The organism is Pseudomonas guineae (assembly GCF_900113745.1).
Lineage (GTDB): Bacteria > Pseudomonadota > Gammaproteobacteria > Pseudomonadales > Pseudomonadaceae > Aquipseudomonas > Aquipseudomonas guineae.
In genome coordinates, this window is record NZ_FOQL01000001.1 from 1,186,284 (window position 1) to 1,200,580 (window position 14,297).

The 14,297-nt window shown below is 61.1% G+C and carries 10 protein-coding genes; 6 read left to right on the forward strand and 4 right to left on the reverse strand.

What is annotated here, in order from left to right; translation table 11 throughout:
• Positions 1-90 precede the first annotated feature (90 nt).
• From BMZ32_RS05415 to rpmE, 3 genes are read right to left on the reverse strand one after another with little or no spacing between them, the layout of a single operon-like run.
• Positions 91-1,521: a M48 family metalloprotease gene (locus tag BMZ32_RS05415; protein WP_090241564.1), complete on the reverse strand. Its 1,431-nt coding sequence runs from the start codon at positions 1,519-1,521 to the stop codon at positions 91-93.
• 2 nt (positions 1,522-1,523) lie between these two features.
• Positions 1,524-2,324 carry a thermonuclease family protein gene (locus tag BMZ32_RS05420; RefSeq protein ID WP_090240349.1) on the reverse strand — a complete coding sequence of 267 codons (801 nt, stop codon included), beginning with the start codon at positions 2,322-2,324 and terminating at the stop codon, positions 1,524-1,526.
• Positions 2,325-2,341: 17 nt separating this feature from the next.
• Positions 2,342-2,563 carry a 50S ribosomal protein L31 gene (gene rpmE, locus BMZ32_RS05425; protein ID WP_090240350.1) on the reverse strand — a complete coding sequence of 74 codons (222 nt, stop codon included), beginning with the start codon at positions 2,561-2,563 and terminating at the stop codon, positions 2,342-2,344.
• A 168-nt stretch (positions 2,564-2,731) separates the two neighbouring features.
• Here rpmE and BMZ32_RS05430 point away from each other — a divergent pair, with 168 nt between their 5' ends.
• From BMZ32_RS05430 to BMZ32_RS05440, 3 genes are all read left to right on the forward strand, one after another.
• Entirely contained in the window at positions 2,732-4,951 is a 2,220-nt protein-coding gene (locus BMZ32_RS05430) for a primosomal protein N' (RefSeq protein ID WP_090240351.1), read from the forward strand.
• Positions 4,952-5,049: 98 nt separating this feature from the next.
• Entirely contained in the window at positions 5,050-6,429 is a 1,380-nt protein-coding gene (gene dbpA / locus BMZ32_RS05435; protein ID WP_090240353.1) for an ATP-dependent RNA helicase DbpA, read from the forward strand.
• Positions 6,430-6,483: 54 nt separating this feature from the next.
• Complete coding sequence (locus BMZ32_RS05440) at positions 6,484-7,719, forward strand: diguanylate cyclase domain-containing protein (RefSeq protein WP_090240354.1); 1,236 nt, start codon at positions 6,484-6,486, stop codon at positions 7,717-7,719.
• Positions 7,720-7,881: 162 nt separating this feature from the next.
• Here the strand turns inward: BMZ32_RS05440 and BMZ32_RS05445 are convergent, their stop codons facing one another.
• Positions 7,882-8,616 carry a substrate-binding periplasmic protein gene (locus tag BMZ32_RS05445; RefSeq protein WP_090240356.1) on the reverse strand — a complete coding sequence of 245 codons (735 nt, stop codon included), beginning with the start codon at positions 8,614-8,616 and terminating at the stop codon, positions 7,882-7,884.
• Between the two features lie 132 nt (positions 8,617-8,748).
• Between BMZ32_RS05445 and BMZ32_RS05450 the strand changes: the two genes are divergently transcribed.
• From BMZ32_RS05450 to yccS, 3 genes are all read left to right on the forward strand, one after another.
• On the forward strand, positions 8,749-9,933 hold the full coding sequence (locus BMZ32_RS05450) for a BaiN/RdsA family NAD(P)/FAD-dependent oxidoreductase (protein WP_090240358.1): 1,185 nt from the start codon (positions 8,749-8,751) through the stop codon (positions 9,931-9,933).
• 90 nt (positions 9,934-10,023) lie between these two features.
• A complete protein-coding gene (locus BMZ32_RS05455) occupies positions 10,024-11,865 on the forward strand; it encodes an SLC13 family permease (RefSeq protein WP_090240360.1) in 1,842 nt (613 codons plus the stop codon).
• Between the two features lie 149 nt (positions 11,866-12,014).
• Positions 12,015-14,192: a YccS family putative transporter gene (yccS, locus tag BMZ32_RS05460; protein ID WP_090240361.1), complete on the forward strand. Its 2,178-nt coding sequence runs from the start codon at positions 12,015-12,017 to the stop codon at positions 14,190-14,192.
• Positions 14,193-14,297 lie beyond the last annotated feature (105 nt).

The following is a 14,297-nucleotide window of genomic DNA, read 5'->3' on the forward strand; positions in this document are numbered from 1 at the left end:
GCTTTGGGCTGTTGAACAGGCAGGCGGCCGAGGATACGCAAGTTGTATACAACTGCACAAGACTGGCGAGTCGGTATACGCACGCAGGCCCTAGCGCACGACCTTCAGCCAATCGCCAGCACGCGGCTGACCTGTCGGGTAGAGGTTATTCAGCAGGCGCAACGTTTTCAGCGCATCACCCGGCAACGTGCTGTTCTTAGCCAGCGCCTCAATGGTTTGCCCGGACTTAACCTTGACCATGTGTAATCGCAATGGCTGCGCCTGTTTGCGCTCGGCAGAGGTCATCGGCCGGAAACTTTCGATCACGCTCAAAAACTGCGGATCTTGGCTTTCCAGTGAGGCTCGGCCGCGCACCGCCGCAACAAACAAGTAAACCTTTGCACCTTGCTGAATAATTGCCACTCGTTTGGCAGCGTTGCCCGGAATTACTGCACTGTAGCCCGTCAAACCGGCCTGCCGTAACTCGACGCCCGCCACCAGACGCTGATTACCAACGCGCTGGCGTAGTAATTGCGCGGGCGATAACTGCTGCGGATTTTCTTCCAGCGTCATCGCGATAAAAGCCTGCTGATCGGCCGTGTGCCCGATTAGCGCGTCCGGGCGATTGAGCAGCGTCCAGCCCTGGGGATAGGTCAGGGTAAAGTTCAACTCCGCATGGTAGAAACGCTGGCCGCGGCGCACTCCGGTTTCGGCAGAGTCGCCGAAAGGCAAACCTTCCAGACGCTTAAGAAAGACCTCGCGGCTAACCTCCTGCTGGCCGGTAGCCAAAGCTCGCGCCGGGCCTAGCACCTGCTGCAAACGGCGGTCGTTATCCGGGTGGGTATCAAAAACCCCGTGATAGCCACCGGCAGGTTGCGTCTCACCGCGCTCAGCGGCTTGGTCGCGCGCGAAGTCTTCTTGGTTTTTCAGCACCTTGACTACTTCGATCATCGCCTGCGGGTCATAACCGCTGCGCGCCAGGTATTGTGCGCCCAGGCCGTCCGCCTCCAGTTCCATGTCGCGACCATAGCCACGCACAATAGCGCCGCCCAACGCGCCGGTAACATCGGCAGCCGCACCGACGCCCGTACCGATGGCTACGGCCTGACCCAGCAGGCCCCAAGCAGTGGATTGGCTTTGTTGCTGAACGCTATGGCGCGCGGTCACGTGACCCACTTCATGACCAAGCACGGCGGCCAACTCGGCTTCCGAGCTGAGGTAGGCGAGCAGCCCGCGATGGATGTAGATGTAACCGCCTGGCAAGGCAAAGGCGTTGATGTCCGGGCTATCGACCACAGTGAACTGATAAGCCAGCTGATTGCGGTGGCTGTATTTTGCCACGCGCTCACCAACCTGCTGTACGTAGGCCTGCAGTTTCTCGTCAGCGTAACGCGGGTTTTCTTTGAGGATCTGCTGGTTGTAGCGGCGACCGAGGTCGAGCTCTTGCTGCTCACTCATCATCACGAAGTTGCTTTTCCCAGTGGCGGGATTCACCGCACACCCGGCAAGTTGCAGCAACACCAGTAATAGCAGTACACGCATGATCATGGCAGCACCTCCAGCATAGTCTTGTCCGTTAACGGTAGCATCCAGCGTGCTTGACCCTTGCCTAGGCTGCCCCGCGTGGAACGATCAATCACCCAGCCACGGGCCTCGACCTTACGACCTTCAAGCCGTTGGACTGCGCGCAAGTCGAAATCACCCAGCGCACGGCGGGCAATATGCAGCACCAGCCCATCGCCCATTTCCAGCCACATCCCGCCGCCATTGCGCTCAATACGGTTGATTCGCCCCTCAAGCAGAGCAAAACCACCTTGCTTCAGTTGCGCTGGGGTTTTCACCGGCGAACGTTGCCAGAGACCGAGCCGCGCCTGCCGGGCACTGCGTTCGGCCGCTAGCTGGCACTGCACCAAGGCCAGATTGGGCGCAACAGCCACCCGATAGGCCAAACCTTCACCGAGCAGCTGCGTCTCTAGGTTGCGCCCAAGGCTGTCATAGGCATGCGCCAGGGTACGGCCATAGTGATCCTTAGCCTGCTGGCCGAATTGCAACGCAACGCGCCCGCCGCTAGCTGCAAGCAAAACCTGCAGGCGCTTGCGCGCGGCTTCAGCAAAGGGCTCAGGGGGGCGCCCCTGACGACCCACTTCTGGACTGTTCAGGCCGATAAGGCGCACATTGCGGCCATCCACCAGACGCAACGTATCGCCATCGACCACACGCTGCACTTGAACGCTGGGCATCGGCCCAGGTGCAGGACAAAAGGCCAATGCGACGTCGAAATAAAAGCCGAAAACAAAAAAGGCGCCCACGAGGGACGCCTTTTTCAGCACTGCGAATCCAGCCATCAGGCTTGTCGCTGCACTTACGCTTCTTGCTTGGCGCCGAACATGCCAAAACGCTGCTTGAAGCGATCAACACGGCCGCCGGTATCCAGCATTTTCTGCTTACCGGTGTAGAACGGGTGGCACTCGTTGCACACGTCCAGAGGCAGTGCTTTGCCTAGGGTGGAGCGAGTTTCAATCACGTTGCCACAGCTGCAAGTGGCGGTGATGGCTACATAGTTCGGGTGGATATCGGCTTTCATGGTGATTCCTCAGGGCTGTCGCGCCGCCACCAGACACTATTGTCGGGTACCGCACGGAATTAGGCCGGCGATAATACCAGCTCAACGCAGTGACGCAAGGCCGGCCGTCGACTGGCTGCATGCTAAGATCGCGCCTCGCCGACCGCGGCTGATCACGGGAGCCACTGTTTGTCCGACGTCATTTTGCGCCTCGCACTGCCTTCGCCCCTGCGTCGCCTGTTCGACTACCGTGCACCTGCCGGTGTACCGCGCAGCGCACTGCAGCCGGGCGCGCGGCTGCGCGTGCCGTTTGGCCGGCGCGAAATGATCGGTATCCTGATTGAAGTGACCGACCACAGCGAGGTCCCGGCGGACAAACTCAAGCCGGCCCTGCAACTGCTAGACGCTCAGTCGCCATTACCGCAGGCACTGTTCAAGCTGTGCCTGTGGACCGCCCAGTATTACCAACACAGCCTCGGCGACACCTTGAGCTGGGCACTGCCGGTGCTGCTGCGCCAAGGCGAACCGGCGGAAGCACGCCAGCAGCGCTTCTGGTCCGTGGTCGAAGGCGCACAGCTGGACGACCCGCGGCTGAGCCGCGCGCCGCGCCAGCGTGACGCACTGAAAACCCTTGCCCAGCACCCGCATGGCGTCGCTCATCCGCTGTTGAGCAAACTGCAGCTGAACAAAGACAGCCTCGATCTGCTGCTGGAAAAAGGCCTGGTGCAGGTCGACGTGCGCCGCCATGCCCCCAGCGAGCGCCACGCCAAGTGGCTGGCGCAACCGGAACTGCCGTTAAATGCCGAGCAACGTGCTGCCACCGAAGCGATTCGCTCGGGTCTCGACAGCTTCAATGCCTTTCTCTTGGCCGGTGTGACTGGCAGTGGCAAGACCGAGGTTTACCTGCAGCTGATCCGCGAGACCCTGGAGGCCGGCAAGCAGGCCCTGGTGCTGATCCCGGAAATCAACCTCGGCCCGCAGACCCTGGCGCGCTTCGAGCAGCGCTTTAATGCCCGTATCGCCCTGCTGCACTCGGCGGTTAATGACCGTGAACGCCTAGAAGCCTGGCTGGCGGCGCGTGATGGCGAGGCCGACATCATCATCGGCACTCGTTCAGCACTGTTTACCCCAATGCAGCGGCCGGGGCTGATCATCATCGATGAGGAACACGACGCCTCCTATAAACAGCAGGAAGGCCTGCGTTATCACGCCCGCGACCTGGCCGTGGTGCGAGCACATCAAGAAAACATCCCGATCGTGCTCGGCTCGGCTACGCCTTCGCTGGAGAGCTTGCACAACGCCCACAACGGCCGTTACGCCATGCTGCACCTGCGCGAACGTGCCGGCGGGGCCAAGCAGCCACGTTTTCTGCGCTTGGATGTAAAAAGCCGGCCACTGGACTCCGGCATCTCCGGGCCGATGCAGCAGGCCATCGCCCAGACGCTGCAAGCCGGCCAGCAGGTGCTGGTGTTTCTCAACCGTCGCGGGTTCGCCCCGACGCTGCTGTGCCATGACTGCGGCTGGCTGTCGGAATGCCCGCGCTGTGACGCACGTATGACCGTACACCAGCGCTCGCGCGAGTTGCGCTGCCACCACTGCGGCCATGCCGAGCGCCAGCCGAGCAACTGTCCGAAATGCAACAACGTCGACCTGCGCCCAGTGGGTGCCGGCACCGAGCGCGCAGAAGAACGCCTGGGAATTCTCTTCCCCGATGTGCCGGTATTACGTGTGGACCGCGACAGCACCTCGCGCAAAGAGGCCATGAGCACACTGTTCAACACCGTGCAACGCGGCGAGCCGTGCATCCTGGTTGGCACGCAGATGCTCGCCAAGGGTCATCACTTCCCCCGCGTCACCCTGGTGGCGATTTTGGATGCCGACGGCGGCCTGTTTTCCGCGGACTTCCGCGCCAGCGAGCGCATGGCCCAGCTGATCGTTCAGGTTGCCGGACGCGCCGGACGCGCCGAAGAACCGGGCAAGGTGATTATCCAGAGCCACCTGGCCGACCATCCTTTATTGGTGCAACTGACTGAGCAAGGCTACTTCGCCTTCGCCGAGCAGGCCCTGAGTGAACGTCGTAGCGCTGGCCTGCCGCCCTTTTGTCACCTTGCCCTGCTGCGCGCCGAAGCACACAAACCTGGACAGGCCGAAGGTTTTCTTGACGACGCTTGTACTGAAGCAGAATTACTCCTAAGCGAGCTGAAACTCGGTGGCATCGAGTTGCTCGGCCCGGTCCCCGCGCCCATGGAGCGCCGCGCTGGCCGCTACCGTGCTCAGCTATTGGTGCAGGCCAACGCCCGCGCGCCGCTGCATCGCCTGCTCAACAGCTGGATGCTGGCCCTGGAGCAGATGCCCAGCGGCCGTGCAGTGCGCTGGTCGTTGGACGTCGACCCGATCGATCTGTTCTAGAACGCTTGCGGCCTGCTGCGCGCCGACTGGCTGTTAGAAACAAGCGGCACTGCCCAGCCTGTTACACTGCACGCCATTTCGTTTAGCAGGCCTGCACCGTGACCAACACCGCTTTCTCTTCTCTGCCGCTTTCCGCCGCCATGCTGGCGAACCTCGAGTCTCTCGGTTACACCGAGATGACCCCGATTCAGGCGCAGAGCCTGCCGGTAATGCTCAAGGGCATGGACCTGATTGCCCAAGCTAAAACGGGCAGTGGTAAGACCGCAGCCTTCGGTATCGGCCTGCTCAACCCGCTCAACCCGCGCTATTTTGGCTGCCAGGCCTTGGTAATCTGTCCAACCCGCGAGCTGGCTGACCAGGTGGCCAAAGAACTGCGCCGCCTGGCGCGCTCCGCCGACAACATCAAGATTCTTACCCTGTGTGGCGGCGTACCATTTGGTCCGCAGATCGCCTCGCTGGAGCATGGTGCACAGATCATCGTCGGTACGCCGGGGCGCATCCAGCAGCACTTGCGCAAAGACACGCTGAAGCTCGACGGCCTCAACACTCTGGTGCTTGATGAGGCTGACCGCATGCTCGACATGGGTTTCTACGACAGCATCGCCGAGATCATCGAACAGACCCCCGCACGCCGGCAAACCCTGCTGTTCTCCGCCACCTACCCGAGCAGCATCAAACAGCTGTCCGCTAAATTCATGCGTGATCCGCAGCAGGTCAAAGCCGACGCCTTTCACGACGACACGCAAATCGAACAGCGTTTCTACGAAATCGCCCCAGAAGAGCGCATGGACGCCGTGGTCAAGCTGCTCAACTGCTACCGCCCACAATCCTGCGTGGCGTTCTGCTTTACCAAGCAGCAATGTCAGGAAGTGGTCGACCACCTCACCGCCAAAGGCATCTCGGCCGCCGCGCTGAATGGTGACTTGGAACAACGTGACCGCGATCAAGTGCTGGCAATGTTCGCCAACCGCAGCCTGTCGGTACTGGTGGCCACCGATGTCGCCGCGCGCGGCCTGGATATCGACGCCCTAGACATGGTGATCAACGTCGAACTGGCGCGCGACTCGGAAATTCACATTCACCGCGTCGGCCGTACCGGTCGTGCCGGCGAGAAAGGCCTGGCCATGAGCCTGGTAGCGCCGGCCGAAGGCCATCGTGCCCAAGCCATCGAAACCCTGCAAAAAGCCCCGCTCAACTGGCACCCTTTGAGCAGCCTAAAACACCAGGGTGGCGCGCCGCTGCAGCCGCCGATGATCACGCTGTGCATCAGCGCAGGGCGCAAAGACAAACTGCGCCCGGGTGACATTCTCGGCGCATTGACCGGCGATGCGGGCATCCCTGGCGCGCAGGTCGGCAAGATTGCCATCTTTGACTTCCAGGCCTATGTGGCGGTTGAGCGCAGCCTCGCCTTACAGGCACTTAACTGCCTCAGCGAGGGCAAGATCAAGGGCCGCTCGCTGCGCGTTCGCACCCTGTAGCCCCGAGTAAACAGACGGCCGCAGTAGTGCGGCCAGCAACAGAGGAACACACCCTTGCGCAATATTCTGGTGGTCGAAGACAGCCCTTTGGTGCTGAAAATTCTCGAGCACCTGTTTCGTAAAGAGGCCGGCTTCCAGCCAATATTCTGCGCGTCAATGGGCGAAGCACGAGTGATGCTGGAGACCTCAGCCGAATTGTTCTTCGCCGCCATCGTCGACCTTAATCTGCCAGATGCGCCACACGGTGAAATCGTCGACGTGGTGATGAGCTACAAGCTGCCCTGCATCGTGCTCAGCGGCACTTACAACGAGCAGCGCCGCGATCAGATGCTACTCAAAGGCGTGGTCGATTACGTGCTCAAGGAAAGTCAGCACTCCTACGAGTACGCTTTCCGCCTGCTGCACCGCCTGGAGAGCAACAGCGCTGTGAAAATCCTCATCGCTGAGGACTCCGACGCCACCCGCCATTACATCCGCCACGTACTGACCCCGCATCGTTACCAGATCATCGAGGCCGGTGATGGCGACGAGGCCTTGCGCATCCTCAAGGAACAGCCGGATATCGATTTGCTGGTGGTTGACCACAGCATGCCCGGCATCAGCGGCTTTGACCTGGTCAAATTGCTTCGGCAGAAAATGAAGCGCCACGAGCTGATCATTCTCGGCCTGTCAGCCGACACCAAAGGCTCGCTCAGTGCCAAGTTCATCAAACACGGTGCCGATGACTTCCTGCGTAAACCCTTCTGCTCGGAAGAGCTCAACTGTAGGGTGATGTCGACTCTCGAACGCCGCGACCTGCTGCGCGCGCTCAAACAAGCTGCACAATTCGATGCGCTCACCGGTCTGAATAATCGCCGCGCATTCTACGAGCATGGCCAGCAGCTGTTTCAACAAGCGCGCTCAGGCGGCCGCGATCTCAGCGTGGCGATGATCGACCTGGATTTTTTCAAGCGCATCAATGATGAGCACGGCCACGCCAGCGGCGATGCGGCGCTGATTGGTTTCGCCCGAGCGTTTTCCGCCACATTCCCCGATGCACTACTCGGGCGCTTGGGCGGTGAAGAGTTTGCCATGGTCAGCCAGCAGGATGCTGCGGCCCTGAGCGACGCCCTCGACCAGCTACGCAACCACTGCGCCACCCTGAAGTACGCTATAGGCGCACCGCCCTTATGCTTCAGCGCCGGCATCTATCATGGCGCACCCGACGACCTGGAAAGCCTGCTGCACCAGGCCGACCTGCGTCTGTATCAGGCTAAGACTCAAGGCCGCGGGCGCAATTGCTGGCAGTAGCGCCACGTCAAGCGGCGGTACTGAACGCTGCCTTTCAAGGCGTCAGAGTGCGTTGAAAGATCACTCTGCAAAGCCTACTCATAATGCGAGAGTGGCTGCTCGCACTAATACCTCACGCGTATTAAAGCCAAGCGCTGTTAATCAGGCGCTCAACAACGGCCTTTAGAGGCCGTGGCGCTGGAAGATCTGCGCATACGACCCATCGGCACGCATCGCCGCAATCGCCTGATTGAAGTCATCGGCAATCTTTTCATGCTGTGGGTGTTTGCGGCTGACCAGAATATGCAGGCCGTTCTCGCTCAATGGCTGCGGCAGAAATTCCAGCTGATCACTAATCCCGATCAGGCTGCGGTTGAGATAAAAGCGCGCCACCAATTCATCCTCCACCGCCAGCTGCACCCGCTTGGCCTGCAGCATCCGCGCGCCTTGAGCAAAGCTGACGACCTCAATCTTGCTCAGGCGACTGTCCTGATCAAACGCGCGGGAGTAGGCGTAATCACGCACCACCGCAATGCGGTAGGGGTACAAGTCCGCTAATTGACGGAACGAGATATGACTGCCCTTGCGCTGTAAAAAGCGCACGCGATTGATTAAAAAGGGCTGCGAGTAATAACCAAAGGTCGCGCGTTCATCGGTGTACCAGGCGTTAATCAGCACGTCATAGCTACCCTGCTGTAGCCCGCGTACCGCACGTGCCCATGGCACCTGGGCATAGCGCGTGGTGTAGCCGGCACGGCTCAGGGCCTCGGTCACCAAATCAGACGCCACACCATTGTTCAGCAGTGTCTGATCATTAAAGGGTGGCCAGGGATCCGCGACCAACCGCAAGGTTTCTGCGACGCTAACGCCGGCAGGCATCAGCATCCACACCAGCAGGCAGGCACGCAATGCGTTCATCAACGACTGTCCCAAAAGAGCAGAAAGCTAAGCCTAGTCGATCACTGACGCAGCCACACGGCACAGGTCATCAGTTAAGATGCGCGCTGTTTTGCGCCAGCCTTGGCGCCGTCGCATGTTGAGGTAAACCCCGTGCTTACACCCCAGGTCGTGATTATCGGAGCCGGTGCCGCCGGACTTATGTGTGCGCTGACGGCTGCCGCGCGCGGGCGGCAGGTGCTGCTGCTGGATCACGCCAACAAAGCCGGCAAGAAAATCCTCATGTCCGGTGGCGGGCGCTGCAATTTCACCAATATGCACAGCGAGCCGAACAACTTCCTTTCGGAAAATCCACATTTCTGCAAATCTGCGCTGGCGCGCTACACCCAGTGGGACTTTATCGCCTTGGTGGCCAAGCACGGCGTGGCCTTCCACGAGAAGAAGCTCGGTCAGCTGTTCTGCGACAACAAGGCCAGCGACATTCTCGGCTTGCTGCTTAGCGAGTGCGACGACGCCGGCGTTGAGCTGCGTCTCGACACCTCGGTCAGTGAGATCGCCAAACGAGACAACGGTTATCAACTGCAGACCAGCGCCGGCGCTGTGCGCTGCGAGTCCTTAGTGATCGCCACCGGCGGCCTGTCGATTCCAACCCTTGGCGCCACCGGCTTTGGCTATCAGGTGGCCAAGCAATTCGGCCACGAACTGCTGCCAACCCGCGCCGGCCTAGTGCCCTTCAGCATTACCGACCCGCAACTCAAAGCCCTCTGCACTGAGCTGTCCGGCACCTCGGTAGAAGACTGCGTGGTGAGCTGCAACGGCCAGAGCTTCAAGGAAAATATTCTGTTTACCCACCGTGGCCTCAGCGGCCCGGCGATTTTGCAGATTTCCTCGTTCTGGCAGCCGGGCGACGTCATTAGCATCAACCTGCTGCCGCATATCGACCTGCCTGAGTGGCTGGCCGAGCAACAACGCGAACGACCCAATAGCGAGCTGAAAACCCTGCTGGCTGAACTATTTACCAAGAAAATGGCCGGGCTGCTGGCGGATAGCTGGTTCGTTTCCAAACCAATGAAGCAGTACACCCACGCCGAACTCAAGGCAGTTGCCGAGCAGTTGAGCGACTGGCAACTGGTACCCGCCGGCACCGAGGGTTACCGTACGGCCGAAGTCACCCTGGGTGGAGTAGACACCCGCGAAGTGTCGTCGAAAACCATGGAGTCGCTGAAATCCCCGGGGCTGTATTTTGTCGGCGAAGTGCTGGATGTCAGCGGTCACCTGGGCGGTTTCAACTTCCAATGGGCCTGGGCCTCGGGCTACGCGGCGGCACAATATGCGTAAGCCTCAATCAGCAACTGCGGCATCTAGTTCGCCCAGCGTAGGTTGCTAAGTCATCAACCCTAGCGCCCACTCTAAGGATGGTTTGCCCGCATGACCCAAGACCAAGGCCTGATTTACGCCATACTCGCCGCCACCATGGGCCTGTTCCTCTGGGGCCGCTGGCGCCATGACATCGTCGCGCTCGGCGCGCTACTGGCCTGCGTAATCACTGGCCTGGTGCCAGACCAAGAAGCCTTTACCGGCTTCGGCCATCCGGCGGTGATTACCGTGGCCTGTGTGCTGGTGCTCAGCTTCGGCTTGCAACGCACCGGCGCAGTAGACGCCATGGCGCAGCGGGTATTACCCGCCAATGCCGGGCCCATGCTTTCGATCGCCGCACTGACCGGGCTTGGCGCGGTGTTATCGGCCTTTATGAACAACGTCGGCGCACTCGCCCTGCTGATGCCAATAGCCCTGAAAATCGCCAGCAAACAAGAGCTGCCGCCGGGACGCCTGCTGATGCCGCTGGCCTTCGGTACTATCCTCGGCGGTATGACCACGCTGATCGGCACACCGCCTAACTTGATCGTGTCCAGCTTCCGCGCGCAGAGCGGCGCAGGGCCGTTCGCCATGTTCGATTTCAGCCCCGTGGGCGTCGCCGTGGCGCTGACCGGCGTGCTGTTCATTACGCTGATCGGCTGGCGGCTGGTGCCACGCCGGGAAGTGGTCGGCGTGGCCAGCTTTGATACGGGCACCTACATCACCGAGGCTCGTGTAAAAGAAGGCGCCAAGGCCGAAGGCAAGAGCCTGCGCGAAGTCGAACAACTGCTCGAAGAGGCCGACGCCCAAGTAGTGGGCATGGTGCGCAACAAACTGCGTCTATCAGCCCCCAACCCGCGACGCATCCTCCAGGTGGATGACGTATTGGTGATCGAGGCCGAGCCTGAAGTACTCGGTGAGGTGCTCAGCAAGCTGGGCTTGAAGCTGGAAGCAGCCAAGAAGCCCTCGCCGGATGAGGATGAGGAGCACGAGGACAGCCAAGACGAAGACGCGGCAGCCGAGAGCAAGACCGAGGAAAAGAAGGACAGCAACAGTGACGACAGAGTGCTGCAGGAACTGCTAGTGCGCCCGGACTCGCAGTTGATCGGGCTGTCAGCCAGCAATATTCGCCTGCGCCATCGTTACAACATCAACCTGCTGGCGATCTCGCGGCAAAGCCATCGCTCGATTAAACGCCTGCGTTCGACCCTGTTCGAGCGCGGCGATGTACTGCTTATGCAAGGCGAACCGGCCGATATCAGCGACTTCGCCAGCGACTATGCTTGCGTGCCGCTGGCCGACCGCGCCATCAGCATTCCTAATCCGGCTCAGGCCAGCTTCGCCGCCGGCGTAATGCTGCTGGCCGTGATTCTTGCGGCGTTCGGCGTGCTGTCGGCGGCAGTTGCCTTCGCCGCCGGCGTACTGGTGTTTATGGTGGCGCGCATCGTGCCTCTGCGCCTGCTCTATCAGTCCATCGACTGGCCGGTGATCGTTCTGCTCGGCGCCATGATCCCCGTCGCCGGCGCCATGTCCGCTACGGGTGCAGCCGACCTGCTGGCGCGCCTGCTAATGGAGCATGTGGCGCAGGGTAATCCGGTGGTGGTGCTGACGCTGATTCTGGTGGTGACCATGACTCTGTCGGACTTTATGAACAATGCCGCCACCGCCGCGGTGATGTGTCAGATCGCCTTAAGTGCGGCCAGCCAACTCGGGGTCAACCCAGACTCCCTGTTGATGGCGGTGGCAATCGGCGCTTCCTGCTCATTCCTCACCCCCATTGGCCACCAGAACAACACGCTGATTCTCAGCCCTGGCGGCTTCCGCTTCGGCGACTACTGGCGGCTTGGCCTGCCGATGGAAATCATTGTGGTACTTGTCAGCGTGCCGCTGTTGCTGCTGGTCTGGCCGCTTTAACGAATTGCTGCGGCTGGTGCAGCGGCGGACCCATGCTGGTGAAGCTGAGCGTTTTAGCAGTTGGCGTGTTCGATCGCATCAGGGCGTGCCGCCGGCAAGGCTATTGCATTAGTCTTGAGCGCACGTCTCACGCCTAAGGCTACCGTTTGATGTCATCACCTTCGCTGCGCCATTCGCTACGTCGCCTCTGGGCGCAGGACAAATTTAGCTACAGCCTGCGGGTGTTCATCGCCCTCAGCGGGACATTAATGCTGTGCTGGTCGCAAGGCTGGATGCATGCGCTGATTCCGCTGTTTCTCGGGGTGATCGCTAGCGCCCTGGCAGAAACCGATGACAGCTGGCAGGGCCGTTTGATGGCACTGCTGGTGACCCTCGGCTGCTTCAGCGCGGCGGCCTACACGGTGGAGTTTCTGTTCCCTTACCCTGGGTTATTTGTCGTTGCTCTGGCGCTGGCCAGCTTTGCGTTGACCATGCTCGGCGCGCTGGGCGAACGCTACGCCACCCTCGGTTCGGCGACCTTGATTCTCGCGGTGTACAGCATGATCGGTGTCGAGCAGCGCGGCGGCGCGGCTGGCCTGTGGCAAGAACCGCTGCTGCTGGTTGCGGGCGCGGCCTGGTACGGCGCGCTATCGGTGCTGTGGCATGCGCTATTCGCCAACCAGCCGGTGCAGCACAGCTTGGCCCGGCTATTTCGTGAACTGGGGCAGTACCTCAAGCTTAAAGCGGCGCTATTCGAGCCGCTGCGCCAGCTGGATGTGGCTGAGCGGCGCCTGGCCCTGGCCAAACAAAATGGTCGCGTGGTCGCCGCGCTCAATGCGACCAAGGAAATCATCCTGCACCGCGTCGGCAATGGCCGGCCGGGGCCTAAGGTCAGCCGCTACCTTAAACTGTACTTCCTTGCCCAGGACATTCATGAGCGCGCCAGCTCCTCGCACTACCCTTATAACGAGCTGGCTGAAGCCTTCTTCCATAGCGATGTGTTGTTTCGCTGCCAGCGCCTGCTAAGCCTGCATGGCGAAGCCTGCCTGCGCTTGGCTCAGGCCATTGAACTGCGCCAACCATTCGAATACCGCGAGCTGTGCCGCCAGGCGCTAACCGACCTGCACGACTCACTCGAACACCTGCGCCTGCAAAGCAACCCTACCTGGCGCCACCTGCTGCGCTCGCTCGGCGCACTGGCCAGCAACCTACGCAGCCTGGATGCGCTACTGGGCAACGCCAGTAACCCCGACGCCATGGCCGAAGAGCAGGACAGCAGCCTGCTCGACCGCGAGCCACAGTCACTCAAGGACGTCTGGGAACGCCTGCGCTTGCAGATGACACCCACCTCGCTGCTGTTTCGTCACGCCCTGCGTCTATCCATTGCTCTGGCCGCCGGATACGGCGTACTGCACTGGATTCATCCAGCCCAGGGCTACTGGATTCTGCTAACCACGCTGTTCGTCTGTCAGCCGAACTACGGCGCCACCCGGCGTAAGCTGGTGCAACGCATCAGCGGTACCGTGCTCGGCCTGCTGCTCGGCTGGGCGCTGTTCGACCTGTTCCCGAATCAGTTGGTGCAGGCATTGTTTGCGGTGGTTGCCGGGGTGGTGTTCTTTGCCCTGCGCAGCAGCCGCTACACCCTGGCCACGGCAGCCATTACCCTGCTGGTATTGTTCTGTTTCAATCAGGTGGGCAATGGCTATGGGCTGTTTATTCCGCGCCTGGTCGACACCCTGCTCGGCAGCCTGATCGCCGGTCTGGCGGTGCTGTTAATCCTGCCGGACTGGCAAGGCCGCCGCCTTAATCGGCTTCTGGCCAATACCCTGAGCTGCAACAGCCGTTACCTGCAGCAGATCATCCAGCAGTACGCCAGCGGCAAGCGTGACGACCTGAGCTATCGCCTGGCCCGGCGTAACGCACACAACGCCGATGCCACGCTGTCGACCGCGCTCGGCAATATGCTGATGGAGCCGGGGCATTTTCGTAAGCAAACAGATGTCGGCTTTCGCTTTCTGGTGCTGTCGCACACCCTCTTGAGCTACCTCTCGGGCCTCGGCGCCCACCGCGGTGAGGCTAGCCTGAGCAGCAGCGACCACCCACTGCTGGCCAGCGCCAGCCAGTTAGCTGCCAGCCTGGACGAGATTGCCAGCTGCCTGCATGACGAGCGTCCGGTGGCGATTCACAGCGATGCGGAAGAGCAGCTAGCCAGCGAGCTGGAAACACTCAGCGACGAACTGGATGACCCGCATCGGCTGCTACAGACCCAGCTGGCGCTGATCTGCCGACAGCTCGGGCCACTGCGCACCCTCGCCGCGCACCTGCTTAGGCGCCAGGATCAGGATTAAACCGCCCATGCCGCCTCGCGCTGTGCCAGGCGGTGCATGATGCGCCACTCGATCGCGCGGGATCGCGGCCCTGCCCTGACGCTTTTCCGCTACCCTGCACAGCTG

Coding starts and splice junctions, on each gene's coding strand:
- BMZ32_RS05415 (WP_090241564.1), bottom strand. CDS start 1,521: ATGCGTGTACTGCTATTACTGGTGTTGCTGCAACTTGCCGGGTGTGCG.
- BMZ32_RS05420 (WP_090240349.1), bottom strand. CDS start 2,324: ATGGCTGGATTCGCAGTGCTGAAAAAGGCGTCCCTCGTGGGCGCCTTT.
- rpmE (WP_090240350.1), bottom strand. CDS start 2,563: ATGAAAGCCGATATCCACCCGAACTATGTAGCCATCACCGCCACTTGC.
- BMZ32_RS05445 (WP_090240356.1), bottom strand. CDS start 8,616: ATGAACGCATTGCGTGCCTGCCTGCTGGTGTGGATGCTGATGCCTGCC.
- BMZ32_RS05455 (WP_090240360.1), top strand. CDS start 10,024: ATGACCCAAGACCAAGGCCTGATTTACGCCATACTCGCCGCCACCATG.
- yccS (WP_090240361.1), top strand. CDS start 12,015: ATGTCATCACCTTCGCTGCGCCATTCGCTACGTCGCCTCTGGGCGCAG.